The 24,303-nt window shown below is 64.8% G+C and carries 34 protein-coding genes and 2 pseudogenes; 35 read left to right on the top strand and 1 reads right to left on the bottom strand.

Going from position 1 to position 24,303, the window contains the following annotated elements:
• The 26 genes and pseudogenes from tuf to gdhA form a co-directional block, all read left to right on the top strand.
• A pseudogene (tuf, locus tag B3547_RS09120) lies at positions 1 to 194 on the top strand (elongation factor Tu); the annotation flags it as partial.
• A gap of 132 nt (positions 195 to 326) precedes the next feature.
• Positions 327 to 638 carry a 30S ribosomal protein S10 gene (gene rpsJ / locus B3547_RS09115; RefSeq protein WP_011444906.1) on the top strand — a complete coding sequence of 104 codons (312 nt, stop codon included), beginning with the start codon at positions 327 to 329 and terminating at the stop codon, positions 636 to 638.
• A gap of 300 nt (positions 639 to 938) precedes the next feature.
• A complete protein-coding gene (gene rplC, locus B3547_RS09110; protein WP_124809401.1) occupies positions 939 to 1,697 on the top strand; it encodes a 50S ribosomal protein L3 in 759 nt (252 codons plus the stop codon).
• A 3-nt stretch (positions 1,698 to 1,700) separates the two neighbouring features.
• A complete protein-coding gene (gene rplD, locus B3547_RS09105; RefSeq protein WP_124809400.1) occupies positions 1,701 to 2,324 on the top strand; it encodes a 50S ribosomal protein L4 in 624 nt (207 codons plus the stop codon).
• Entirely contained in the window at positions 2,317 to 2,622 is a 306-nt protein-coding gene (locus tag B3547_RS09100) for a 50S ribosomal protein L23 (protein WP_124809399.1), read from the top strand. The genes rplD and B3547_RS09100 overlap by 8 nt, the downstream gene beginning before the upstream one ends.
• A gap of 13 nt (positions 2,623 to 2,635) precedes the next feature.
• The gene (rplB, locus tag B3547_RS09095) at positions 2,636 to 3,472 is read left to right on the top strand and encodes a 50S ribosomal protein L2 (protein WP_124809398.1); all 837 of its coding nucleotides are present in this window, start codon (positions 2,636 to 2,638) and stop codon (positions 3,470 to 3,472) included.
• Between the two features lie 6 nt (positions 3,473 to 3,478).
• Entirely contained in the window at positions 3,479 to 3,757 is a 279-nt protein-coding gene (gene rpsS, locus B3547_RS09090; protein ID WP_124809397.1) for a 30S ribosomal protein S19, read from the top strand.
• A pseudogene (locus B3547_RS09085) lies at positions 3,757 to 4,060 on the top strand (large ribosomal subunit protein uL22). Before rpsS ends, B3547_RS09085 begins: the two are co-directional and overlap by 1 nt.
• 2 nt (positions 4,061 to 4,062) lie before the next feature.
• Positions 4,063 to 4,758, top strand: coding sequence for a 30S ribosomal protein S3 (rpsC, locus tag B3547_RS09080; protein ID WP_124809395.1), 696 nt, complete (start codon positions 4,063 to 4,065; stop codon positions 4,756 to 4,758).
• Between the two features lie 21 nt (positions 4,759 to 4,779).
• Positions 4,780 to 5,214, top strand: coding sequence for a 50S ribosomal protein L16 (gene rplP / locus B3547_RS09075; protein ID WP_103728308.1), 435 nt, complete (start codon positions 4,780 to 4,782; stop codon positions 5,212 to 5,214).
• A complete protein-coding gene (gene rpmC / locus B3547_RS09070) occupies positions 5,214 to 5,417 on the top strand; it encodes a 50S ribosomal protein L29 (protein ID WP_223806627.1) in 204 nt (67 codons plus the stop codon). The genes rplP and rpmC overlap by 1 nt, the downstream gene beginning before the upstream one ends.
• Before the next feature lie 11 nt (positions 5,418 to 5,428).
• Positions 5,429 to 5,698 (top strand): 30S ribosomal protein S17, encoded by a 270-nt coding sequence (rpsQ, locus tag B3547_RS09065; RefSeq protein WP_124809394.1) that lies wholly within the window; start codon positions 5,429 to 5,431, stop codon positions 5,696 to 5,698.
• 64 nt (positions 5,699 to 5,762) lie between these two features.
• Positions 5,763 to 6,131, top strand: a complete 369-nt coding sequence (gene rplN / locus B3547_RS09060; RefSeq protein WP_124809393.1) for a 50S ribosomal protein L14 — start codon at positions 5,763 to 5,765, stop codon at positions 6,129 to 6,131.
• On the top strand, positions 6,131 to 6,448 hold the full coding sequence (gene rplX, locus B3547_RS09055; RefSeq protein WP_124809392.1) for a 50S ribosomal protein L24: 318 nt from the start codon (positions 6,131 to 6,133) through the stop codon (positions 6,446 to 6,448). The genes rplN and rplX overlap by 1 nt, the downstream gene beginning before the upstream one ends.
• Positions 6,441 to 7,022: a 50S ribosomal protein L5 gene (rplE, locus tag B3547_RS09050; RefSeq protein ID WP_124809391.1), complete on the top strand. Its 582-nt coding sequence runs from the start codon at positions 6,441 to 6,443 to the stop codon at positions 7,020 to 7,022. The genes rplX and rplE overlap by 8 nt, the downstream gene beginning before the upstream one ends.
• Before the next feature lie 27 nt (positions 7,023 to 7,049).
• The gene (gene rpsN / locus B3547_RS09045) at positions 7,050 to 7,355 is read left to right on the top strand and encodes a 30S ribosomal protein S14 (RefSeq protein WP_124809390.1); all 306 of its coding nucleotides are present in this window, start codon (positions 7,050 to 7,052) and stop codon (positions 7,353 to 7,355) included.
• A gap of 10 nt (positions 7,356 to 7,365) precedes the next feature.
• Positions 7,366 to 7,761, top strand: a complete 396-nt coding sequence (gene rpsH, locus B3547_RS09040) for a 30S ribosomal protein S8 (protein ID WP_124809389.1) — start codon at positions 7,366 to 7,368, stop codon at positions 7,759 to 7,761.
• The gene (gene rplF / locus B3547_RS09035; protein WP_124809388.1) at positions 7,761 to 8,294 is read left to right on the top strand and encodes a 50S ribosomal protein L6; all 534 of its coding nucleotides are present in this window, start codon (positions 7,761 to 7,763) and stop codon (positions 8,292 to 8,294) included. The genes rpsH and rplF overlap by 1 nt, the downstream gene beginning before the upstream one ends.
• Positions 8,294 to 8,644 carry a 50S ribosomal protein L18 gene (gene rplR, locus B3547_RS09030; protein WP_124809387.1) on the top strand — a complete coding sequence of 117 codons (351 nt, stop codon included), beginning with the start codon at positions 8,294 to 8,296 and terminating at the stop codon, positions 8,642 to 8,644. Before rplF ends, rplR begins: the two co-directional genes overlap by 1 nt.
• Positions 8,645 to 8,646: 2 nt before the next feature.
• A complete protein-coding gene (rpsE, locus tag B3547_RS09025) occupies positions 8,647 to 9,366 on the top strand; it encodes a 30S ribosomal protein S5 (protein ID WP_292962294.1) in 720 nt (239 codons plus the stop codon).
• A gap of 5 nt (positions 9,367 to 9,371) precedes the next feature.
• Positions 9,372 to 9,548, top strand: a complete 177-nt coding sequence (gene rpmD / locus B3547_RS09020) for a 50S ribosomal protein L30 (protein WP_124809385.1) — start codon at positions 9,372 to 9,374, stop codon at positions 9,546 to 9,548.
• A gap of 290 nt (positions 9,549 to 9,838) precedes the next feature.
• Positions 9,839 to 10,318: a 50S ribosomal protein L15 gene (gene rplO / locus B3547_RS09015; protein WP_124809384.1), complete on the top strand. Its 480-nt coding sequence runs from the start codon at positions 9,839 to 9,841 to the stop codon at positions 10,316 to 10,318.
• A gap of 123 nt (positions 10,319 to 10,441) precedes the next feature.
• Positions 10,442 to 11,809, top strand: coding sequence for a preprotein translocase subunit SecY (gene secY, locus B3547_RS09010; RefSeq protein ID WP_292962290.1), 1,368 nt, complete (start codon positions 10,442 to 10,444; stop codon positions 11,807 to 11,809).
• Between the two features lie 46 nt (positions 11,810 to 11,855).
• A complete protein-coding gene (locus B3547_RS09005) occupies positions 11,856 to 12,506 on the top strand; it encodes an adenylate kinase (protein WP_292962287.1) in 651 nt (216 codons plus the stop codon).
• Between the two features lie 47 nt (positions 12,507 to 12,553).
• Positions 12,554 to 13,324 (top strand): SRPBCC family protein, encoded by a 771-nt coding sequence (locus tag B3547_RS09000; RefSeq protein ID WP_194918616.1) that lies wholly within the window; start codon positions 12,554 to 12,556, stop codon positions 13,322 to 13,324.
• 154 nt (positions 13,325 to 13,478) lie between these two features.
• A complete protein-coding gene (gene gdhA, locus B3547_RS08995; protein ID WP_349676483.1) occupies positions 13,479 to 14,834 on the top strand; it encodes an NADP-specific glutamate dehydrogenase in 1,356 nt (451 codons plus the stop codon).
• A gap of 65 nt (positions 14,835 to 14,899) precedes the next feature.
• On the opposite strand, the gene B3547_RS08990 is transcribed toward gdhA, so the two are convergent.
• Positions 14,900 to 15,238 (bottom strand): hypothetical protein, encoded by a 339-nt coding sequence (locus B3547_RS08990; RefSeq protein WP_125953989.1) that lies wholly within the window; start codon positions 15,236 to 15,238, stop codon positions 14,900 to 14,902.
• Positions 15,239 to 15,740: 502 nt separating this feature from the next.
• Here B3547_RS08990 and rpsM point away from each other — a divergent pair.
• From rpsM to grxD, 9 genes are all read left to right on the top strand, one after another.
• Positions 15,741 to 16,109 carry a 30S ribosomal protein S13 gene (gene rpsM, locus B3547_RS08985; RefSeq protein WP_124809378.1) on the top strand — a complete coding sequence of 123 codons (369 nt, stop codon included), beginning with the start codon at positions 15,741 to 15,743 and terminating at the stop codon, positions 16,107 to 16,109.
• A gap of 54 nt (positions 16,110 to 16,163) precedes the next feature.
• Complete coding sequence (gene rpsK / locus B3547_RS08980; RefSeq protein WP_008065643.1) at positions 16,164 to 16,553, top strand: 30S ribosomal protein S11; 390 nt, start codon at positions 16,164 to 16,166, stop codon at positions 16,551 to 16,553.
• Positions 16,554 to 16,662: 109 nt separating this feature from the next.
• The gene (locus B3547_RS08975; RefSeq protein WP_124809377.1) at positions 16,663 to 17,724 is read left to right on the top strand and encodes a DNA-directed RNA polymerase subunit alpha; all 1,062 of its coding nucleotides are present in this window, start codon (positions 16,663 to 16,665) and stop codon (positions 17,722 to 17,724) included.
• A gap of 117 nt (positions 17,725 to 17,841) precedes the next feature.
• A complete protein-coding gene (gene rplQ, locus B3547_RS08970; protein WP_124809376.1) occupies positions 17,842 to 18,267 on the top strand; it encodes a 50S ribosomal protein L17 in 426 nt (141 codons plus the stop codon).
• A gap of 151 nt (positions 18,268 to 18,418) precedes the next feature.
• Positions 18,419 to 20,587, top strand: coding sequence for a prolyl oligopeptidase family serine peptidase (locus tag B3547_RS08965; RefSeq protein ID WP_292962282.1), 2,169 nt, complete (start codon positions 18,419 to 18,421; stop codon positions 20,585 to 20,587).
• A 103-nt stretch (positions 20,588 to 20,690) separates the two neighbouring features.
• On the top strand, positions 20,691 to 22,913 hold the full coding sequence (locus B3547_RS08960) for a prolyl oligopeptidase family serine peptidase (protein ID WP_292962280.1): 2,223 nt from the start codon (positions 20,691 to 20,693) through the stop codon (positions 22,911 to 22,913).
• A 92-nt stretch (positions 22,914 to 23,005) separates the two neighbouring features.
• Positions 23,006 to 23,329, top strand: coding sequence for a DUF1476 domain-containing protein (locus tag B3547_RS08955; protein WP_124809373.1), 324 nt, complete (start codon positions 23,006 to 23,008; stop codon positions 23,327 to 23,329).
• On the top strand, positions 23,329 to 23,559 hold the full coding sequence (locus B3547_RS08950; protein WP_292962278.1) for a BolA family transcriptional regulator: 231 nt from the start codon (positions 23,329 to 23,331) through the stop codon (positions 23,557 to 23,559). Before B3547_RS08955 ends, B3547_RS08950 begins: the two co-directional genes overlap by 1 nt.
• Positions 23,560 to 23,638: 79 nt before the next feature.
• Positions 23,639 to 23,974, top strand: a complete 336-nt coding sequence (gene grxD / locus B3547_RS08945) for a Grx4 family monothiol glutaredoxin (RefSeq protein WP_124809371.1) — start codon at positions 23,639 to 23,641, stop codon at positions 23,972 to 23,974.
• Positions 23,975 to 24,303 lie beyond the last annotated feature (329 nt).

Below are 24,303 nucleotides of genomic sequence, written 5' to 3'. Positions count from 1 at the left end.
TCTACTTCCGCACCACCGACGTGACGGGTGAAGTCGTTCTTCCCGAAGGCACCGAAATGGTGATGCCGGGCGACAACATCACGCTGTCGGTCAAGCTGATCGCGCCGATCGCCATGGACGAAGGTCTTCGCTTCGCCATCCGCGAAGGCGGCCGGACCGTCGGTTCGGGGGTTGTCAGCAAGATCACGAAGTAATATAGGCCGCGCACCGGCGGGAGATTCGCTCTCCCGCCGGCCGGTTTTTTGATCGGTCGGCCCGCTTTCTCCTTCGGGATGATGGGTGGGATGGCCGGTTTTGTTTTTGCTCTTTCGCATCGGTAAACGGACATGGAAGCCCAGAATATCCGCATTCGCCTCAAGGCCTTTGATCATCGCGTACTTGACCAGGCCACTGGAGAAATCGCGGACACCGCGCGCCGCACCGGCGCTCTCATCCGGGGCCCCATTCCGCTGCCGACGCGCATCGAGAAGTTCTGCGTCAACCGTGGACCGCACATCGACAAGAAGTCGCGTGAGCAGTTCGAGGTCCGCACCTACAAGCGCCTGCTCGACATCGTGCAGCCCAACGCGGCCACTGTCGACGCGCTGATGAAGCTGGACCTCGCGGCCGGCGTCAACGTCGAGATCAAGCTGGCGTAAGCCAGCTTGCGTTTCAGCCCCCGCGCAAGCGGGGGTCTCAAGAGGCCGGATCGAACCTCTCAGGTTCTTCAAACCGGCCCGAGGTCCTCGCTTTCGCGAGGGCAGCGAACGAAAAGCTGAAGCTTTTCATTCTTGGGATACCTCCGGCATTCGTCCTTCGGGGCAACTGGCCGGGCAAGCGTCCCCCGTTCGCTCCCGTTATGCGGGGGCACTCAGCCCGGACGGGGCATGCTTCACAATACGGGCTGAACACGCCTGCGGGGATGGGCCTCGCAGGCCTCTGTGATGGAGTATTGGATCATGCGCACCGGCGTGATCGCGAAGAAGGTCGGGATGACCCGCCTTTTCCAGGAAGATGGTCGGCACGTGCCGGTCACCGTCCTTTCGCTTGAAAATTGCCAGGTGGTTTCGGTCCGCACCGCAGACCGCGACGGTTACGTCGCGCTGCAGCTGGGTGCAGGCCAGGCCAAGCAGAAGAACGTCGCCAAGCCGCAGCGCGAACATTTCGCGAAGGCGGAAGTCGAGCTGAAGATGCAGGTCGCCGAGTTCCGCGTCGCTGACGACGCGCTGCTCGATGTCGGCTCCACCATCGCCGCTTCGCACTTCGTCGCCGGGCAGTATGTCGACATCACCGGTCACACGCAGGGCAAGGGCTTTGCCGGCGCCATGAAGCGCTGGGGTTTCGGCGGTATGCGCGCGACGCACGGCGTCTCGATCTCGCACCGTGCCCACGGTTCGACCGGCAACCGCCAGGATCCGGGCCGCGTCTTCAAGAACAAGAAGATGGCTGGCCACATGGGCGATCGCCAGCGCACCCAGCAGAACCTCGAAGTCGTCCGCACCGACGACGAACGCGGGCTGATCTTCGTCAAGGGCTCGGTCCCGGGCGCGAAGAACGGCTGGCTGCTCGTCCGCGACGCCGTGAAGGTCGATCGCCACGCGGAAGCCCCGTACCCCGCCGGCCTCAAGCAGGTCGCCAACAACAACGATGCGGCTCCGGCCGACACGCCTGCGGCAGACGTCGCGGCGGTCGAGTCGACCGAAGGCCAGGAGGGCTAAGTCGTGAAGGTTCAGGTCCTCAATCTGGACGGTAGCGCCGCTGGCGACGTCGAGCTTTCGGATGACGTGTTCGGCATCGCGCCGCGCACCGACATCCTGCATCGCGTCGTGACGTGGCAGCTTGAAAACCGTCGCGGCATTGCCCGCAAGGCGCGCGAACGTTCCGACGTCGCCCGCACCGGCAAGAAGTTCGGCCGCCAGAAGGGCGGCGGCACCGCCCGTCACGGCGACCGCAAGGCGCCCGTGTTCATCGGCGGCGGCAAGGCGCACGGCCCGCGCGTTCGCGAGTTCAATATCTCGCTGAACAAGAAGGTTCGCGCGCTCGGCCTCAAGATGGCGCTCTCCGCTAAGGCCCAACAGGGTCTGGTGGTCGTCGACAGCCTGGAGCTGAAGGACGCCAAGACCAAGGCGCTGGCTGGCCAGCTCGCCAAGGCGGGCTTCGGCAAGAAGGTGCTGGTGATCGACGGTGAGCAGGTGAACGAAGGTTTCGCCCGCGCTTCGGCCAACCTGGTTGGCGTGAACGTGCTCCCCGCCGTCGGCGCCAATGTCTACGACATCCTGAAGCATGATACGCTGGTGCTGACGCGCGCCGCGGTCGAAAAGCTGGAGGCGCGTTTCAATGGCTAAGGACGCAATCGACACGCGTCACTATGACGTGATCGTGGCTCCCCACATCACCGAAAAGGCGACGCTGCTCAGCGAGCACAACGCCGTGGTCTTCAAGGTGGCGGATTCCGCGACCAAGCCGGAGATCAAGGCGGCGGTCGAAGCCCTCTTCAACGTGAAGGTCACGGGTGTGAACACCCTGACCCAGAAGGGCAAGACCAAGCGGTGGAAGGGCAAGCCCTATCGCCGTTCGGACGTCAAGAAGGCCGTCGTGACGCTGGCTGCTGGCCAGTCGATCGACGTGACCAGCGGTATCTGAGGCGCGCACGACCATGGCACTCAAGAACTACAATCCGACCAGCCCCGCGCGCCGCGGCCTGATCCTCGTCGACAAGTCGTCGCTGTGGAAGGGCAAGCCCGTCAAGGCGCTGACCGAAGGCAAGAACAAGACCGGCGGCCGCAACAACAAGGGTCATGTGACCTCGCGCGGCATCGCGGGCGGCCACAAGCAGAAGTACCGCTACATCGACTTCAAGCGTCGCAAGTGGGACATGCCGGCCACCGTCGAGCGTCTGGAATACGACCCCAACCGCACCGCGTTCATCGCTCTCGTCAAGTACGAGGACGGCGAGCAGGCTTATATCCTGGCGCCGCAGCGTCTGGCCGTTGGTGACGTCGTCGTCGCCGGCGAAAAGACCGACGTGAAGCCGGGCAACGCCATGCTGCTGTCGCAGATGCCGGTCGGCACCATCATCCACAACGTGGAGATGAAGCCGGGCAAGGGTGGCCAGATCGCGCGTTCGGCGGGCACCTATGTGCAGCTCGTCGGCCGTGACCGCGGCATGGTCATCGTCCGCCTGAACTCGGGCGAGCAGCGCTACCTGCGCGGTGACTGCATGGGCACCGTGGGTGCGGTGTCGAACCCCGACAACTCGAACCAGAACCTTGCCAAGGCCGGCCGCAACCGCTGGCTGGGCAAGCGTCCGCTGACGCGCGGTGTCGCCAAGAACCCGGTCGACCACCCGCATGGTGGTGGTGAAGGCCGGACTTCGGGCGGCCGCCATCCCGTGACGCCGTGGGGCAAGCCGACCAAGGGCGCCCGCACCCGTCACAACAAGCAGACGGACAAGTTCATCATCCGTTCGCGCCACGCGAAGAAGAAGAGGTAATCGACCATGGCACGTTCCGTCTGGAAGGGCCCCTTCGTCGACCTGCATCTCCTGAAGAAGGCGGAAGCCGCTCAGGACGCTGGTACCCGCGCCGGCCCGATCAAGACCTGGTCGCGGCGTTCGACGATCCTGCCGCAGTTCGTTGGCCTGACGTTCAACGTCTACAACGGCCAGAAGTTCATCCCCGTCTCCGTCTCGGAAGAGATGGTCGGCCACAAGCTTGGCGAATTCGCGCCCACGCGCAACTTCCCCGGCCACGCCGCTGACAAGAAGGGCAAGCGCTGATGAGCAAGCCTAAGGCACCCCGTCGCGTCGGCGACAAGGAAGCGCTGTCGGTCGGCACGCAGATCCGCGGTTCGGCNNAAGAAGGCGATGGCGGTTGACGCGCGCAAGGTTCTCGCTTCGGCGATCGCCAACGCGGAAAACAACCACAACCTGGACGTTGACGCGCTGGTCGTGGCGGAAGCCTCGGTCGGCAAGTCGATCACGATGAAGCGCTTCCACACGCGTGGTCGTGGCAAGTCGACCCGGATCCTCAAGCCGTTCTCGCGGCTGCGGATCGTTGTCCGCGAAGTCGAGGAGGCCTGATTATGGGTCACAAGACCAACCCCATCGGTCTGCGCCTGCAGATCAACCGCACCTGGGACAGCCGCTGGTACGCCGAAGGGCGCAACTACGAGCAGCTGCTCAAGGAAGACCTTCAGATCCGCAAGTTCATCGTCGAAACGCTGCCGCAGGCCGCGATTTCGAAGGTGGTTATCGAGCGTCCGGCCAAGCTGTGCCGCGTGTCGATCTATGCGGCCCGTCCCGGTGTGATCATCGGCAAGAAGGGCGCGGACATCGAGAAGCTGCGCTCGAAGCTGGCCACGATGACCGGCAGCGACGTGAAGCTGAACATCGTTGAAATCCGCAAGCCGGAAATCGACGCCAAGCTCGTCGCCCAGGGTGTTGCCGACCAGCTCATCCGCCGCGTCGCCTTCCGCCGCGCGATGAAGCGCGCCGTGCAGTCCGCCCTCCGTCTTGGCGCCGAAGGCATCAAGATCACGTGTGGCGGCCGTCTCGGCGGTGCGGAAATCGCCCGCGTCGAATGGTACCGCGAAGGTCGCGTTCCGCTGCACACGCTGCGCGCGAACATCGACTACGCCGAAGCCGAAGCCCTGACCGCCTATGGCGTGATCGGCATCAAGTGCTGGATCTTCAAGGGCGAGATCCTGGGGCACGACCCGATGGCGCAGGACCGGCTGATGATGGAGGCTCAAACCTCCGGCGTCCGCCCGGCGCGCTGAGGCTCAGGATAGAGAAGCACCATGCTGCAACCGAAGAAGACCAAGTTCCGCAAGGCCTTCAAGGGCCGGATCAAGGGCGACGCCAAGGGCGGTACGGACCTGAACTTCGGCTCCTATGGCCTGAAGGCGCTGGAGCCGGAGCGTGTCACCGCGCGCCAGATCGAAGCTGCCCGCCGTGCGATCACGCGCCACATCAAGCGTCAGGGACGCCTGTGGATCCGCGTGTTCCCCGACGTGCCGGTGTCGAAGAAGCCCGCCGAAGTCCGTCAGGGCAAGGGCAAGGGTTCGGTCGAATACTGGGCAGCCCGCGTCAAGCCGGGCCGCATCCTGTTCGAACTGGACGGCGTTGCCGGTCCGCTCGCCGCGGAAGCGTTCAGCCGCGCCGCGATGAAGCTGCCCATCAAGACCAAGGTCGTCGCCCGTCTTGGCGACACCTCGCACCTGGGAGGCGAATAATGGCCAAGTTCGAAGACCTGCGCGTCAAGAGCGATGACCAGCTTTCGGCCGATCTTGCCGAACTGAAGCGCGAGCAGTTCAACCTGCGCTTCCAGGCTGCGACCAACCAGCTCGAACGTCCGGCGCGCATCAAGGAAGTGCGCCGCGACATCGCTCGCATCAAGACGCTGCAGACTGAGCGTTCTCAGGCTGCCAAGGCGTAAGGAGTCACACGATGCCCAAGCGTATCCTTATCGGGACCGTGGTCTCCGACAAGACCGACAAGACCGTGGTCGTGAAGGTCGAGCGCAAGGTGAAGCACCCGCTCTACGGGAAGATCATCCGCCGCTCGAAGAAGTATCACGCCCATGACGAGGCGAATGCCTACAAGACCGGTGAAACGGTGCGGATCGAAGAGACCGCGCCGGTTTCCAAGCTGAAGACCTGGAAGGTTATCGAACGGGTCCAGGCCGGCAAGGGCACCGCCGTCGAAGCGGACGTCTAAGAGCAGCGACAATTTTGGAACTGCCGGACTGGTTCCGGCAAGCCAGTGAGAAGGAACCGGATCAATGATCCAGATGCAATCCAATCTCGACGTCGCGGACAACAGCGGCGCGAAGCGCGTCCAGTGCATCAAGGTGCTGGGCGGGTCGAAGCGCCGTTTTGCCGGCGTCGGCGACATCATCGTGGTGTCGGTGAAGGAAGCGCAGCCGCGCGCCCGCGTGAAGAAGGGTGACGTGCACCGCGCCGTTATCGTTCGCACGAAGAAGGACGTGCGCCGTCCCGACGGCAGCGTGATCCGCTTCGACAGCAACGCCGCCGTGCTCGTCGGCAAGAATGAAGAGCCGATCGGCACGCGTATCTTCGGCCCCGTGGTGCGCGAACTGCGCGGCCGCGGTTTCATGAAGATCATCTCGCTCGCTCCGGAGGTGCTGTAATGGCTGCCGCCAAGATCAAGAAGGGTGACAGCGTCGTCGTCCGTTCGGGCAAGGACAAGGGCCGCACCGGTACGGTGCTCCAGGTTCTCCCGAAGGAAGACAAGATTGTCGTTGCCGGCGTGAACATCGCCGCGCGTCACCGCAAGCCGAGCCAGCAGAACCCGCAGGGTGGCATCGATCGCCGTGAAGCGCCGATGCACATCTCGAAGGTTGCCATCGCCGACAAGGACGGCAAGCCGACCCGCGTTCGTTTCGAAACGAAGGACGGCAAGAAGGTCCGCGTGGCCGTGAAGTCCGGGGAGACGATCGATGGCTGACAAGTACGTTCCGCGCCTTAAGACGAAGTACGCCGACGAGATCGCCAAGGCGATGCAGGCGAAGTTCGGCTACAAGAACGCGCTCGAAATCCCGAAGATCGAGAAGATCACGCTCAACATGGGCGTCGGCGAAGCGAGCCAGGACAAGAAGAAGGTCCAGACCGCCGCCGCGGAAATGGAGCTGATCGCCGGCCAGAAGCCCGTGATCACCAAGGCGAAGAAGTCGATCGCGCAGTTCAAGCTGCGTGAAGGCATGCCGATCGGTTGCAAGGTTACCCTGCGCCGCGAACGCATGTACGAATTTCTCGACCGCCTGGTCACCATCGCGATGCCCCGTATCCGCGACTTCCGTGGTCTGAACCCGAAGTCGTTCGACGGTCGCGGCAACTACGCGATGGGTCTGAAAGAGCAGATCATCTTCCCCGAGATCAGCTACGATCAGATCGAGAAGGTGCGTGGCATGGACATCATCGTCACCACCACCGCCAAGACGGACGAAGAAGCGCGCGAACTGCTGCGTCTTTTCGGTTTCCCGTTCCCGCAGGAAGCTGCTGAACAGCAGCAGGCCGCCTGAGCCAGAATTTAGGAAGAGCTTAAGTCCATGGCGAAACTGAGTTCGATCAACAAGAACGAGAAGCGCAAGAAGCTCGTTCAGAAGTATGCGGCCAAGTATGCCGCGCTGAAGGCCCAGGCCGACGACGAAGCGCTCGACGAAACCGAGCGCCTGATCGCGCGCCTCAAGATGGCGGAACTGCCGCGCAACGCGAACCCGACCCGGGTGCGCAATCGCTGCAACACCACCGGCCGCCCGCGTGGCTACTACCGCAAGTTCGGCCTGTGCCGCGTCGAGCTGCGCGACCTCGCCAACAAGGGGCTTATCCCCGGCGTGACCAAGTCGAGCTGGTAAGGATCATCCGATGGCATTGACCGACCCCCTGGGTGATATGCTCACCCGCATCCGCAACGGCCAGCAGGCGAAGAAGGATTCCGTCCTTTCGCCCGCGTCGAAGCTGCGCGCCCACGTGCTCGAGGTTCTTCAGCGCGAAGGCTACATCCGTGGCTTCAGCGAAGACAACACGGGTCTGCACCCGCAGCTTCGCATCGAGCTGAAGTATTTCGAGGGCCAGCCCGCGATCAAGCACGTGGCCCGTGTCTCCAAGCCTGGCCGCCGCGTCTATTCGGGTTCCAAGGAACTTCCGGTGGTGCGCAACGGCCTTGGCATCACCATCGTCTCGACGCCGCGGGGCGTGCTCTCGGATGCCGAGGCGCGCGCTGCCAATGTCGGTGGCGAAGTGCTGGCGGAGGTGTTCTGATGAGCCGCATCGGCAAAAGGCCGGTGACGATCCCGAGTGGCGTCACCGCGAACATCGCGGACGGCGTGCTGACCGTGAAAGGCCCCAAGGGCACGCTCACGCTCTCGCTGCGCGACGAAATCAGCTACACGGTGGAAGGCGATGCCATCATCGTGAAGCCGGCGAACGACACCAAGCACGCGCGCGCCTTCTGGGGCATGCAGCGCACGCTGGTCGATAACCTCGTCACGGGTGTGACCCAGGGCTATACCAAGGTTCTGGAAATCACCGGTGTCGGCTATCGCGCCAACTCGCAGGGCAAGAACCTGAAGCTGCAGCTCGGCTACAGCCACGATGTCGATTTCGCCGTGCCGGAAGGCATCGAGATCAAGACCCCGGATAACACCACGGTCGAAATCTCGGGCATCGACAAGCAGAAGGTCGGCCAGGTAGCCGCCGAGATCCGCCGCTGGCGCAAGCCCGAACCCTACAAGGGCAAGGGCATCAAGTACCGCGGCGAGTACATCTTCCGCAAGGAAGGGAAGAAGAAGTAATGGCCAAGCTGTCTCTCTTCGATCGCCGCCGTCGCCGCGTCCGCACCGCGCTCAAGGCGCGCTCCGGTGGGCGTCCGCGCCTTTCGGTGCACCGCTCGGGTCGCCACATCTACGCCCAGATCATCGACGATGCCGCCGGCCGCACGCTGGCCGCCGCTTCGACGCTGGTGAAGGGCGAGAAGTCGATCGGCGCCAACGTCGATGCCGCAGCCAAGGTCGGCAAGGAAATCGCCGAGAAGGCGAAGGCCGCCGGCATCACCACCGTCGTGTTCGATCGCGGCGGCTTCCTGTTCCATGGCCGCGTCAAGGCGCTGGCTGACGCTGCCCGCGAAGGCGGCCTGGAGTTCTGAGCATGGCTGACGAAACCAACCTGGAAGGCGCAGCCGTCGCCGTCGAAGCCGGCGCTGGCGCCGGTGAGCAGCGTGAAGGTCGTCGCGGCCGTGGTCGTGGCGGTGATCGTGGCGAACGCGGGGATCGTGGCGGCCGTGGCCGTCGCGATGACCGTCGCGGTCGTGGCAACAACGAGGAAGAAGGTGGCGAGGAGCTGATCGAAAAGCTCGTCCACATCAACCGCGTTTCCAAGACCGTGAAGGGCGGCAAGCGCTTCGGCTTCGCCGCGCTGGTCGTGGTCGGCGACGGCAAGGGCCGTGTCGGCTTCGGTCATGGCAAGGCGCGCGAAGTGCCCGAAGCCATCACCAAGGCCACCGCTTCCGCCAAGAAGAAGATGGTCCGCGTTCCGCTGAAGGAAGGCCGCACCCTGCACCATGACGGCAAGGGCCGTTTCGGCGCGGGCAAGGTCAACGTCCGTTCGGCTCCGGCCGGTACCGGCATCATCGCCGGCGGCCCGATGCGCGCTGTCTTCGAAAGCCTGGGCGTTCACGACGTGGTGACCAAGTCGGTCGGCACCTCGAACCCCTACAACATGATCCGCGCCACCTTCGACGCGCTGACCGACCAGACTTCGCCGAAGTCGGTCGCGCAGCGTCGTGGCAAGAAGGTCGCCGACCTGCTCGGTCGCGGTGGCGCCAGCGCGGTGGAGGCGGAAGCCGCCGCCGAAGCCATCGTGGAGTAAGAGACATGGCGAAGATCAAGATCAAGCAGATCGGTTCGCCGATCCGCCGCCCGGAAAGCCAGAAGAAGATTCTGGTCGGTCTGGGTCTCGGCAAGATGCACCGCGTGGTCGAGGTGGAAGACACCGCAGAAGTCCGCGGCGCGCTGGCCAAGCTGCCGCACATGGTGGCAGTGGTCGACTGAGCCAGGGGTTCAGGCGAACGCAATCAGGAAGCCCCGGTGGAAACGCCGGGGCTTTTTGTTTGGCGATCTTGTCGTGGCGCGCGACCCACCCCCGACCCCTCCCGCAAGCGGGAGGGGAGCGAGACTTGCGTCGGCGTAGGCGGCGCTAGTCGCAGCGGGGCGGGCTTTCCGCGCTTGATGGTTTGCAGCGGCAAGCCGGGGAGCAGATTTGCGGGGTGACAAGCCCCGCCGCTTCGCCTATGCGCGCCCATTCCATCAAGCGCGACTCAAAGCGAAAGCGAGTGCAAGACATGACCAAGCTGAACGATCTTCGTGACAACAATGGCGCCCGCAAGGGCCGGATGCGCGTCGGACGCGGCATCGGTTCGGGCAAGGGCAAGACCGCCGGCCGTGGCCAGAAGGGCGCCAAGGCGCGTTCGGGCGTTTCGATCGCCGGCTTCGAAGGCGGCCAGATGCCGCTGCACATGCGCCTGCCGAAGCGTGGCTTCAACAACATCTTCGCCAAGGACTATGCCGAGGTGAACCTGGGCCTGATCCAGAAGGCGATCGAGGCGGGCAAGCTCGATGCCGGTTCGGTGGTCGATCACGCCGCGCTCAAGGGCGCCGGCCTGGCCCGTGGCGGCAAGGACGGCGTGCGCCTGCTGGGCAAGGGCGAGTTCTCGGCCAAGGTCAGCTTCAAGGTGGCCGGTGTCAGCAAGGGCGCCAAGGAAGCCGTTGAAAAGGCCGGCGGTTCGGTCGAAGTGATCGTCAAGGCTGCTCCGGCCGCCTGATTTTATCGCTTGTTCCGGGCGCGGGGGTTCTTGCATCCCCGCGCCCGCACTATATGGGCTTGCTCATAAGGTGAAGCGGGCCGGTTTTTCAGTCCGGCGCCACAGCGAGGCTTGAAACCCGAAATGGCATCACGCGCCGATAACATTGCCAGCAACCTCAACCTGGCCAACTTCTCGAAGGCGACCGAGCTCAAGAACCGCATCTGGTTCACGATCGGCGCGCTGATCGTCTTCCGCTTCCTCAGCTTCGTGCCGCTGCCGGGGGTGAACCCGCTGATCCTGGAATCGCTTTACGACCAGACGCGGGGCGGCATCCTCGATATCTTCAACGCCTTCTCGGGCGGTTCGCTGCAGCGCATGAGCCTGATCGCGCTGGGGGTGATGCCCTATATCACCGCCTCGATCGTGGTGCAGCTGGCGGCGTCGCTCCATCCGGCGCTGGCCGCGCTGAAGAAGGAAGGCGAAAGCGGGCGCAAGAAGCTGAACCAGTACACCCGCTATGGCGCGGTGTTCCTGACGGCGGTGCAGGGCTGGTTCCTCGCCTCGGGCCTCGAAGCCTATGGCGCGTCGAGCGGGTTGCAGGCGGTGGTCAACCCCGGCTACCTGTTCCGCGTGGGCGCGGTGGTCAGCCTGATCGGCGGCACGATGTTCCTGCTGTGGCTGGGCGAACAGATCACTTCGCGCGGGATCGGCAACGGTGTTTCGCTGATCATCATGGCCGGCATCGTCGCGCAGATGCCCAAGTTCATCTCGAACCTGTTCGAAGGCGGGCGCACCGGCTCGATCTCGCCCTTCGTGATCGCGGGCGTCACCGTCATGATCCTCGCGCTCGTGGTGATGATCTGCTTCATGGAGCGCGCGACGCGGCGCCTGTTGATCCAGTATCCCAAGCGCGCGACGCAGCGCGGCATGATGAATGCCGATCGCAGTCACCTGCCGCTGAAGATCAACACCGCCGGCGTCATCCCGCCGATCTTCGCCAGCTCGCTGCTGCTGCTGCCGCTGACCATCACGCAGTTCGCCGGCAACGCGCTGAAGCCGGATTCGGTGATGGGCAAGGTGGTGATCGCGCTGAACCAGTACCTGGGCCACGGCAAGCCGCTGTACATGCTGCTCTATGCGCTGGGCATCATCTCCTTCAGCTTCTTCTACACCGCCGTGGTGTTCAACCCCGAGGAAACCGCCGACAACCTGAAGCGCAACGGCGGCTTCATCCCCGGCATCCGTCCGGGCAAGAACACCGCGAACTACCTCGATTACGTGCTGACCCGCATCACTGTGCTGGGCGCTGCCTATATTACTATCGTCTGTGTTGTGCCCGAATACATCATGGCCGAAACGGGCATGGGCACGTTGTTCTTTGGCGGCACGAGCCTGCTGATCGTGGTCAACGTGACCGTGGACACGATCACGCAGATCCAGTCGCACCTGCTGGCGCACCAGTATGGCGACCTGATCAAGAAGGCCAAGCTGAAGGGACGCCTGCGCTGAGCAGCCTCGGCTGCTCGGAGAGGTGCAGAAAAGGGGGAATGCCGAAGTGAACATCATCCTGCTGGGGCCGCCGGGAGCGGGCAAGGGCACGCAAGCGCAGCGCTTGGTCGAACGCCATGGCATGAAGCAGCTTTCGACCGGCGACATGCTGCGCGCCGCGGTCAAGGCCGGCACGCCGGTGGGGCTGAAGGCCAAGGCCGTGATGGAAGCGGGCGAGCTGGTGTCCGACGAGATCGTCTCCGCACTGATCGGGGACGAGCTGGACGCGATGCCGGCGGGGCAGGGCGCCATCTTCGACGGCTATCCGCGCACCGCGCCGCAGGCGGAATCGCTGGACACCATTCTCGCCAGCCGGGGCCGCGCGCTGGATCATGTCATCGAACTGGAAGTGAACGAGGACGCGCTGGTCGAGCGCATCACCGGCCGCTACACCTGCGCGACGTGCGGCAAGGGCTATCACGACAAATTCGAGCAGCCCAAGGTCGCCGGCACCTGCGACAAGTGCGGCGGGCACGAGTTCAAGCGCCGCCCCGACGACAACGAGGAAACCGTCCGCACGCGCATGGCCGAATACCGCGCCAAGACCGCGCCGATCCTGCCGATCTACGAGGCGCGCGGCATCGTTTCGCGCGTGGACGGCATGGCCGAAATGGACGCCGTGACCGCCGCTATTGAGGCGATTCTCAAGAACGGATAGACTGGCGCTGACGGGACTAGGCTGAGAGTCAAGCCAAGGGGGCGCCTGTGCGGAATACGGTTCTGGTAGGCGCCTTGCTGGCGGGTGCGATCGCCACGCCCGCATCAGCCGAAGTGACGGCGCAGTCCGATGTCGGCTTCGTGGTCCGCGAAGTGGCCGACGTCGCCGCCACGCCGGCCGAAACGTGGCGCGCCATGACCACGCCCGGCGCCTGGTGGTCTTCGGCCCACACCTTTTCCGGCAGCGGGGCCAACCTTTCGCTCAGCCCGACCGTGGGCGGCTGCTTCTGCGAGCGTTTTCCTCCGCCCAAGGGCGCACCGGCCACGCAGCAGGCCGGCGGCGTGCAGCACATGCGCGTGATCTACGTCGAGCCGAACCGCGTGCTGCGGCTGAGCGGCGCGCTGGGGCCGCTCCAGTCGGAAGCGCTGACCGGCACGCTGACCCTGGCCTTGCGCGCGACCGACACGGGCACGCACATCACCTGGGAATACGTTGTCGGCGGGTACATGCGCTACAAGGTCGATCAGATCGCGCCGGCGGTGGACCGGATGCTGGCGGAGCAGATTTCGCTGCTGGCCGCGCATATTGCCAAATCGACGGCCCCGGCTGCTGCTCCTCCTGCCGCTGCTGCTGCGCCCAAGCCCGGCAAGGCGCCCGCCGCGCAACCCGCGAAGGCAGCTGCGGCGCCTGCGTCCGCCGCGCCCGCGCCAGCAGCGCCGGGCGGAGACGATGCGGCCAACGATGCCGCCCGGGCGGCGTTCGATGCCGCGTTGAAGAAGGCGCCGCCGAAGCGGCAGGGCACGCCGCCACGGCACTGACCCGCCTGTGCGCGCGCTCTCTTTTGCCCGCGCGAAAAACGGCTAATGTCCCGGAAACAAAAGCGCGACTCGGACTGAACCGGGGCAGGCGCGACACGGGCCGCAGGCGTGTTCCGAAGCCAGCCAACCAGGCATGGCGCAAGGGGAGAAGACCGTGGCCGTTTCCGATCATGTTGACCTGCCGACCTTCATGGAAGGCGTCAAGAAGCGCAACCCGTACCAGCCGGAGTTCGTCCAGGCGGTGCAGGAGGTTGCGGAGGACATTTTCGATTTCATCGCCGACAAGGAAGAATACCACGCGCAGCAGATCCTGCGGCGGATCGCCGAGCCGGACCGGGTGGTCTCGTTCCGGGTCTGCTGGGAAGACGACAACGGCAACATCCGCGTCCAGCGTGGCTGGCGCGTGCAGAACAACAACGCGATCGGCCCCTATAAGGGCGGCATCCGCTTTCACCCTTCGGTGACCGAATCCGTGCTGAAGTTCCTGGCGTTCGAGCAGACCTTCAAGAATGCCCTGACCAGGCTGCCGATGGGCGGCGGCAAGGGCGGATCGAACTTCAACCCCAAGGGCAAGAGCGTGCGCGAGATCATGCGCTTCTGCCAGAGCTTCATGACCGAGCTCTATCGCCACATTGGCGCCGACGTGGACGTGCCGGCGGGCGACATCGGCGTGGGCGGCCGCGAGATCGGTTTCATGTTCGGCCAGTACAAGCGGATCACCAACAACTTTACCGGCGTGCTGACCGGCAAGGGGCTGGAATGGGGCGGATCGCTGATCCGCACCGAGGCGACGGGCTATGGCGCGGTCTATTTCCTGGCCAACATGCTGGCAACGAAAGGCGAGGACCTTGTCGGCAAGACGGCGGTGATCTCGGGATCGGGCAATGTCGCTACCCATGCGGCGGAAAAGATCGTCCAGCTGGGCGGCAAGGTGCTGACGCTGTCGGATTCGGGCGGCTTCATCCACGATCCGGACGGGATCACCCAGGAAAAGATCAACTGGGTCAAGACGCACAAGACCCACCGCCGGGGCCGCATCCAGGACTATGTGGAGGCGTTCCCGGCCGCGACGTTCCACGAAGGCAAGACGCCGTGGGGCGTGCCGTGTGACGTCGCGCTGCCCTGCGCCACGCAGAACGAACTGCTGGGTGAGGACGCGAAGACGCTGATCGCCAACGGGTGCCGCGCCGTGTCGGAAGGCGCCAACATGCCGACCGACCTTGACGGCGTGCACGTGTTCAAGGCGGCGAAGATCCTCTACGCCCCCGGCAAGGCGTCCAACGCGGGGGGCGTGGCGGTTTCGGGGCTGGAAATGAGCCAGAATTCGGAACGCCGCGCGTGGAAGGAAGATGAGCTGCAGCAGATGCTGAAGGACATCATGGCCGGTATCCACAGCTCGTGCCTTGCCTATGGCGATCAGGGCGGCGGCTATATCGACTATGTGAAGGGCGCGAACATCGCCGGCTTCAAGAAAGTGGCCGATGCGATGCTGGCGTTCGGCGTCGTCTGAAGCGGAACGGGCGGCGTCGCCGGGCGATGCCGCCTTTCCATGGGTGCGTCAAACAGGCGTGGTGGTCAGGAAGCCGAAACCCAGCCGCTCTGCCCCTTCTTGAGCACAACCACGAACTGCTGCGTGATCGGCGCGATCGATCCGGGCGGGGTGGAGGTCACCTGCACGGTGCAGGCATAGGCGCCGTCCGGGCTGTTGGCGGCGTTGCACGGGCCGCTGGAGGCGACAGTCGCGCGCGCCGCGGCCGTGATCAGCGCTTCGCGGGCATGGGCTTCCAGCGACGGCGGCAGGCCTGCGACCATCTGTTCACGCGCTACCTTCTCGACATCGGCCGAAGCCGGCCCGCCGAACAGGCTGCAGGCGGCGAGCAGCAGCGCGGTGGCTATAAGGATAACGCGTATCAAGTCATGCCTCCCACCGGTATTCCGTTTTCCAGTTCCCCGTCACGGGCGCCGTCGCGAAACCGCATTCCGACGCAAAAGGGCCGTGCCGGAAGCGGTGCAGCCTTCCGAATCGCGCCCGGGGAACGGTGACCGGATCATAAACCGGAACGGACCTTGTGATTGTAAAAGCTTGTAAATTGGGATCTCACATGGCCGAACCGGAGGTGCGCGACCGCAGGGTGATCGGCTTCCTTTGACCTCGGACCCGGTCTTGGCTATGATGCTTGTCACAGCATCTTCGCGTGGTGGCATGATCGTGTCATGCCCTGTTCCGCGCGCGCAGCTTTCTGTTGACGCGGCTTGCGAATCCGCCTAAGCGCGCCTTTCACTCGATTTCAGGGAGACGTCCGGCAAGCGCGAACAAGACTGCGCTGTCCGGGCTTTTTGCCGTTGAGCGGGTGAAACGCGATGAGATGGGGGTTGCGGCCGGATCGGCTCCTCCCCTGTGGAGCAGGAGAAACAAGTGGCTCGTATTGCCGGGGTCAACATCCCCACCAACAAGCGTGTTATCGTTGCGCTGACTTACATTCACGGTATCGGCCCGTTCAAGGCGAAGCAGATCGCCGACAAGCTGGGCATTGATCACAGCCGCCGCGTACAGGATCTGTCGGACGCCGAAGTGCTCCAGATCCGTGAAACGATCGATGCTGAACACACCGTGGAAGGCGATCTCCGTCGCGAAACCGCGATGAACATCAAGCGCCTGATGGACCTGGCCTGCTATCGCGGCCTGCGTCACCGCAAGGGCCTGCCGGTCCGCGGCCAGCGCACGCACACGAACGCCCGCACCCGCAAGGGCAAGGCCAAGCCGATCGCCGGCAAGAAGAAGTAAGATCGCGCCTTACAAGGCAGATCTTCCAACGGTTTCTCGACAGGATTTCAAGAAATGGCTCGCGAACCTCAGCGTATCAAGCGGCGGGAGCGCAAGAACATCACCAGTGGTGTCGCGCACGTCAATGCCAGCTTCAATAACACCATGATCACCATCACCGACGCCCAGGGCAACGCCATCAGCTGGTCCTCGGCCGGCATGATGGGCTTCAAGGGCAGCCGCAAGTCGACGCCCTATGCCGCGCAGGTTGCGGCGGACGACGCGGGCAAGAAGGCCGCCGAACACGGCGTCCGCACGCTCGAAGTCGAAGTGAAGGGCCCGGGTTCGGGTCGCGAAAGCGCGCTGCGCGCGCTGCAGGCGGTCGGCTTCACGATCACCGCGATCCGCGATGTGACGCCGATCCCGCACAACGGCGTTCGTCCGTCGAAGCGCCGTCGCGTCTGATCCTGCCCTTGGCGGCGCGTCACGGTACCTGACGCGCCCGCCCAATTCCGATCGGTCCGCGGCTCCCTCAGTCGACGGCCGGCGTCCCGACAAACCCCAGGGGAATTCCATGACTGTCAACATCAAGAACTGGCAGGAACTGAAGAAGCCCAACAATCTCGAGATCAAGCCCGGCTCTGATCCGAAGCGCCGTGCGACGTTCGTCGCCGAGCCGCTCGAGCGTGGCTTCGGCCTGACGCTCGGCAATGCGCTTCGCCGCGTGCTGCTCTCGTCGTTGCAGGGTGCTGCCGTTACCTCGATCAAGATCGAGAACGTGCTGCACGAGTTCTCGTCGCTCGCCGGGGTGCGCGAGGACGTGACCGACATCGTGCTCAACGTGAAGCAGATTGCGCTGAAGATGCAGGGCGAAGGCCCGAAGCGTCTCCAGCTTTCGGCGACCGGACCGGGCGAAGTGAAGGCCGGCGACATCGCCGTGACCGGCGACATCGAGGTGATGAACAAGGATCTCGTGATCTGTCATCTCGACGAAGGCGCGACCTTCAACATGGAACTGACGTGCGATACCGGCAAGGGCTATGTCCCCGCCGTGTCGAACCGTCCGGCCGACGCGCCGATCGGGCTGATCCCGATCGACTCGCTCTATTCGCCGGTGCGCCAGGTTTCCTACAAGGTCGACAACGCCCGTATCGGCCAGGAGCTTGACTTCGACAAGCTGAGCCTGACGGTCGAAACCGACGGCACCGTGACGCCGGAAGACGCCGTGGCCTATGCCGCGCGCATCCTGCAGGACCAGCTGGCGCTGTTCGTCCACTTCGACGATCAGGTGCCGACCGGCCACGTGCCCGCGATGGCCGGCCTTGCCGCGCACACGCCGGAAGAGAACGACGCCAACCAGCTCAACCGCTACCTGCTCAAGAAGGTGGACGAACTGGAGCTGTCGGTGCGGTCGGCCAACTGCCTCAAGAACGACAACATCATCTACATCGGCGATCTGGTCCAGAAGACCGAGGCCGAGATGCTGCGCACGCCGAACTTCGGCCGCAAGTCGCTCAACGAGATCAAGGAAGTCCTGTCGTCGATGGGCCTGCGCCTTGGCATGGACATCCCCGGCTGGCCGCCGGAAAACATCGAGGAAATGGCCAAGAAGCTCGAACAGGAGCTGCTGGGCTAAGCACGTCGCCCCGGCACCACGCCGGGGCTTCGTTGCATGGGGCAATGGGCGGCGCCCCGCAATGGCCGCCTGGATCGGGGTACCTGATACGGCCCCCCTACGAACGGAGAAAGAAACATGCGTCATAAGCTGGGCCAGCGGAAGCTGGGTCGTACCTCGTCCCACCGCATCGCGCTGCTGCGCAACCTGTCTGCCTCGCTGATCAAGCACGAGCAGATCACCACCACGCTGCCGAAGGCGCGCGAACTGCGTCCCTATATCGAAAAGCTGATCACGCTGGCCAAGAAGGGCGGCCTTTCCAACCGTCGCCTTGCCCACGCCCGTCTGCTGGACGATGCGCAGCTGGTGAAGCTGTTCGACGTGCTGGCCACCCGCTATGCCGATCGCAACGGTGGCTATACCCGCATCATCAAGGCCGGTTACCGCGCTTCGGACGCCGCGCCGATCGCCGTGATCGAACTGATCGACCGTGACACCTCGGCCAAGGGCCAGGATTCCGGCCCGGTCATCACGGCCGACGAGGACGAATACGAAGCCGCCTGATCGCGCTTCGCGTCATCGCAAAACAGGAAAACGGGCGGGGCCAGGTGGCTTCCGCCCGTTTTCTTATGTTGCTGCCCTGCGGTTGACCTTGCCGCAAGGGCGCGGCGAATTACGTTGGAGGTCCGGTTCCGGACAGAGACAACGAGGGCGCATGGCGAAGATTGGCACAGCAGGGCTTTTCGTATCGGCGACCGCGCTCGCGCTCGGGACCGCACCACTCTTCACCGCACAGGCTGCCTCCGTGACATCCCAGACTCCCGTTCTTCCCGCCTATCCCGCCACGGCACGCGGCCCCGTCGTCGACGAGGCCTTCGGCGAGAAGGTGCCCGATCCCTATCGCTGGCTGGAGGCGGATGTCCGCACTGATGCGGCGGTGGAGCAGTGGGTGGCCGCGCAAAGCGCGTTCACCGCCGCCTATCTCGCGCAATTGCCCGAGCGCGCGGCGTTCGAGACGCGGCTGCACGCCCTGTTCGATTACCAGCGCTATGGCGTGCCGGTGGAAGAGGGCGGCCGGCTGTTCTATGCCTATAACAGCGGGTTGATGAACCAGGCGCAGCTGCTGGTGCGCGACAAGGATACGCCGGTGGACACCGCCCGCGTGCTGCTCGATCCGAACACCTGGGCCAAGGACGGGGCGACCGCGCTCGATGCGTGGAAGCCTTCGCCGGATGGCAACCTGCTGGCCTATACGGTGCAGGACGGCGGTTCGGACTGGCGCACGCTGAAATTCGTGCGGGCGGCGGACGGGTCACCGCTGGCCGATGAACTGCGCTGGGTGAAGTTCAGCGGGATCGCCTGGGCGGGCGACGACGGCGTGCTCTATTCGCGCTTTCCCGAACCGAAGCAGGGCGCGGCCTTCCAGGCGCTGAACTACAACCAGACGATCTACTACCACAAGCTGGGCACGCCCCAGGCGCAGGACCGGGCGGTCTACGCGACGCCGGACCGCCCCAAGCTGGGGCACGGCGCCAGCGTGACCAGCGACGGGCGCTGGATGGTCGTGTCCAGCCATGAAGGCACCGACCCGCTGGCGATCGTGCATGTCGCGCCGATCGGACGGGGCGACTGGACCGTGAAGCCGCTGGTGCCGGACCTGAAGGCGCAGTGGGACCTGATCGATGGCGTCGGCGACCGGCTGTGGTTCGTTTCGGGCGATGGCGCGCCGCTCAAGAAGATCGTGCGGGTGGACCTGTCCGGGCCGGAGCCGGTGTTCACGACCGTGGTGCCCGAAAGCGACAGCAATCTCGAATGGGCGCATATCGTGGGCGACCGCATCGTCGCGGCCTATCTCAAGGACGTGAAGTCCGAATTGCGGCTGTTCACGCTCGACGGCAAGCCGCTGGGCACGGCGACGCTGCCGGGGCCGGGCACGGTGGCGGGGTTGAGCGGCAAGCCGGGGCGGGCCAACGGCTACCTCGCCTTCACCAGCTTTACCACGCCGGGTACGGTCCATGCGTTCGACAGCGCGAGTGGCAAGACGGCGGTCTGGCAGCCGGTCAAGCTCACGTTCCGGCCGGAAGACTACCGCATTGACCAGGTGTTCTACCCGTCGAAGGACGGCACGAAAGTGCCGATGTTCGTGGTGCGGCGCAAGGATGCCAGCGGGCCGGTGCCGACGATCCTCTATGGCTATGGCGGCTTCAACATCGGCCTGCCGCCCGCCTATTCCGCCGCGCGCATGGCGTGGCTCGAAAGCGGCGGGGCCTATGCCGTGGCCAACCTGCGCGGCGGCGGCGAATATGGCGATGCCTGGCACGACGCGGGCCGGCGCGCGAGGAAGCAGAACGTGTTCGACGATTTCATCGCGGCCGGCGAATGGCTGATCGCCAACGGTGTGACGCCCAAGAACGGCCTGGCCATCGAGGGCGGCTCCAACGGCGGGTTGCTGGTGGGGGCGGTGGTCAACCAGCGGCCCGACCTGTTCGCCGCGGCCCATCCGGCGGTGGGCGTGATGGACATGCTGCGCTTCGACCAGTTCACCGCTGGGCGCTATTGGGTGGATGACTATGGCTATCCGGAAAAGGAAGCCGACTGGCGCGTGCTGCGGGCCTATTCCCCCTATCACAACATCCGCGCGGGCGCGGCCTATCCGGCGATTCTGGTGACGACCGCCGATACCGACGATCGCGTGGTGCCGGGGCACAGCTTCAAGTACGCGGCGGCGTTGCAGGCGGCGGACATCGGGCCGAAGCCGCACCTGATCCGCATCGAAACGCGCGCCGGGCACGGATCGGGCAAGCCGGTGGCCAAGCAGATCGAGGAAACCGCCGACGTCTATGCCTTCCTGGCGCACTGGACGGGCCTGTCACCCCGGCCATAACCGGTGCAAATCGCGCTCGCCTTGGCGCCGTGGTCGGTGCTAGGTTGTTGAAACAAGCAGATAGACATTCTGCGCAATAGGTTTGGGAGCAGGACACAGGATCATGCCGCGCGTGCCACGCCTCTGGCTGGGTGCCGTGTTGGCGCTTCTTTCGCCGACGGCGTGGGCCGCCGGCGGGAACGCGAACGACGGTATCGATATGGACGTTGCGCCCGTCCATGCCGAGCATGCGCCCGTGCCGCCCACGCGGCTGGTTCTGCCCAAGGCCGCCTACCCCGTCACCCGGCGCGATCCGCTGGTCGAGCATGTCTTCGGGCAGGACGTGGCCGATCCCTATCGCTGGCTGGAAGGGGACTTGCGCAGCAACGGCGATGTGGCCGATTGGGTAAAGCGCCAGAACGCGACGAGCGCGGCCTACCTGGCGCAACTGCCGGGGCGCGGCGCGATGGAAGCCCGCATCCGCGCGCTGTTCAACTTCGAGCGCTTCAGCCTGCCGCGCAAGGCGGGGCGCAATTATTTCTATCTGCGCAACGGTGGCTTGCAGAACCAGTCCGCCCTCTATGTGCAGGGTGCGGAGGACAAGCAGGGGCGCTTGCTGATCGATCCCAACGGCTGGTCGAAGGACGGAGCGGTGGCGCTCGATGCCTGGGTGCCTTCGCGCGGCGGGCGCCTGCTGGCCTACACGGTGCAGGAAGACGGCAGCGACTGGCGCACGGTGCGCGTTGTCGATGTCGCAAACGGCAAGGTGCTGGACGACAGGCTGGACTGGGCCAACGACACGCAGATCGGCTGGATTGGTGACGAGGGCTTCCTCTATTCCCGGTTCCCGCAGCCGCCGGCCGGGGAAGAATACCGCGCGCCCACTTACAACAAGGCGATCTGGTATCATCGCGTGGGCACGCCGCAGGCCCAGGACCAGCTGGTCTATGCCACCCCCGATCATCCCGAGTGGTCGCACAAGGCCATGGTGAGTTCGGACGGGCGCTGGGCGGTCATCACCAGCGAGATCAGCACGCTGCCGCGCCACGCCGTCCATGTGATCGACCTGCGCCATCACGTGAAGGGCGAATGGCCGGTCCGCGCGATCGTCCCCGATTTCGAACACGACTGGAAGTTCGTGGAAGGCATGGGGGACCGGCTGTGGTTCATCACCAACGCCGGCGCCCCGCATTACCGCATGACGCGGCTGGATCTGTCGCGCGAGACCCCCGCCTGGCAGGAGGTGATCCCGGAGCGGACCGACACGCTCGACAGCGGGGCCATCATCGGCAACCGCCTGATCCTGTCCTACCTGCATGACGGGGCGCGGACGGCGATGGTTACCGATTTCGCCGGGCGTCCCTCGCGCGCGATCACGCTCGACACGATCGGATCGGCCAGCGGGTTCGTGGGGCGACCTGGCGATCCCGAGACGTTCTACCAGTTCTCCAGCTTCAACCAGCCCCCGGCGATCTTCCGCTTCGACATGCGTTCGGGCAAGGCGACGCCGTTCATCATGCCGCGCCTGGCGTTCAACCCGGCGGATTACGTGGTGGAGCAGCGCACCTATCCGTCGAAGGACGGGACGATGGTGCCGATGTACATCGTGCGCAGCAAGGCGCTGGCGCAGGCCAACAAGGCCGCGCCCACGCTGCTCTACGGCTATGGCGGCTTCGACATTTCGCTGACGCCGGGCTTTTCGGCGGTGCGGATGGCGTGGCTGCAATCGGGCGGGGTGTTTGCGCTGGCCAACATTCGCGGGGGCGGGGAGTTCGGCAAGGCCTGGCATGACGCCGGTCGGCTCGACCGGAAGCAGAACAGCTTCGATGATTTCATCGCCGCGGGCGAATACCTGATCCGCCAGGGCATCACCCCGCGTGACGGGCTGGCGGTGCAGGGCGGCTCCAACGGCGGGTTGCTGGTGGGCGCGGTGGTCAACCAGCGGCCCGACCTGTTCGCGGCGGCCAACCCCGATGTGGGGGTGATGGACATGCTGCGGTTCGACCGGTTCACATCGGGCCGGTTCTGGGTGGACGACTACGGCAGCCCTGAAAAGGAAGCGGACTGGCGCGTCCTGCGCGCCTATTCGCCCTATCACAACGTGCATGGCGCGGCCTATCCGGCGGTGCTGGTCACCACGGCGGATACCGACGACCGGGTCGTTCCCGCGCACAGCTTCAAGTATGTTGCCGCGCTGCAGGCCAGCGATACCGGCGATAAGCCGCATCTGCTGCGGGTGGAAAGCAAGGCCGGCCACGGATCGGGCAAGCCGGTGGAGAAGATCATCGCTTCCGGCGCGGACGTGCTTTCGTTCCTGGCCTACTGGACGGGACTGAAGGTGGAATAGCCGCCAGCGGTGGCGAAAACCGCGATGCGCCCTTGCGGGCTGGCCGCAGGCTCATTATCCGCTTCGGGAAAGACCGAAGGGACTTACTGGCCATGACGATGTTTGACGATCGCGAGCGCGCCGAGGAAGCGAAGTTCGCGCGTGACGAGGAAACGCTGTTTCGCATTCATGCGCGGCGCAACCGCCTGCTGGGGCAGTGGGCTGCCGAACGCATGGGCCTCGATGCCGCCGAAACCGAAGCCTATGCCAAGTCCGTCGTCCAGGCGGATTTCGAGGAAGCCGGTGACGAGGACGTGATCCGCAAGCTGCTGGGCGATCTGGTATCGGCCGGAGTCGAAACCGACGAGGCCGAAATCCGCGCGGCGATGGACGCCAAGGCGGTGGATGCGCGTCGACAGCTGATGGGCGAAGCCTGATGGCGATGGCGGCGGTCGAGATCGAGGCGATGATCCGCGCCGCGCTGCCGGATGCGGAGGTGACCATCACCGATCTTGCCGGCGATGGCGATCACTATGCCGCCCATGTCGTGTCGCCTTCGTTCCAGGGGTTGTCGCGCGTGGCCCAGCACAAGGCGGTCTATGCCGCGCTGGGTGGCCGCATGGGCGGTGTGCTGCACGCCTTGCAATTGACCACGGCCGCGGCCTGAACGCAGAACCTGCGCAAAGGCGCTTGTAACTGGCGACCGCAGTTCCCAGTTTGAGCGGCGAGAAAGGAATTCCTCCGCCATGTCGACCCAGAATGCCACACAGGCCCGTATCGCCGAGATCGTGAACGGCAATGACGTCGTCCTTTTCATGAAGGGCACGCCGCTGTTTCCGCAATGCGGATTTTCCAGCAAGGCCATCGCCATCCTCGATCACCTGGGCGTGGAATACGCCAGCGTCGATGTGTTGCAGGACATGGAAGTCCGCCAGGGCATCAAGGAGTTTTCGGATTGGCCGACGATTCCCCAGCTTTACGTCAAGGGCGAGTTCGTTGGCGGCTCGGACATCATGATGGAAATGTTCCAGGACGGTGAATTGCAGCAGCTCCTGCAGGATTCGGGCGTTTCCGCGCAGTAACGCGGGTTCGCCAATCCGGTCGGCCGTTTGCGCGGCAAATGTAAAATTCTCCGACAGATCGTTTTACATCGGTTGGCAATCGAATGAACGCGGCTCCATCTCCGGATGGACCGCGTTTTTTTATGCCGATGTCGTCGGTGCGGGGGCCCCGGGAAGAGGCGGAACCCTTGGGAGACCAGGTCGGGTTCCGCCCCTCAAGAAGACTATTCTCGGGACATCTCTCCATAAGCACGACCCGTGCCAGTTTTCAAATGCCCTTGAAAATGGAGGTTTTGGCGCGATGCGCCGCCTTCCGTTTCGCTCGATTGTCAAGGTTTCCGACACCCCCG

It is taken from the genome of Novosphingobium sp. UBA1939 (genome assembly GCF_002336885.1).
Classification (GTDB): domain Bacteria; phylum Pseudomonadota; class Alphaproteobacteria; order Sphingomonadales; family Sphingomonadaceae; genus Novosphingobium.
The sequence above is the reverse complement of the archived record's forward strand: the minus strand, read 5'-3'. Positions and strand labels throughout refer to the sequence as shown.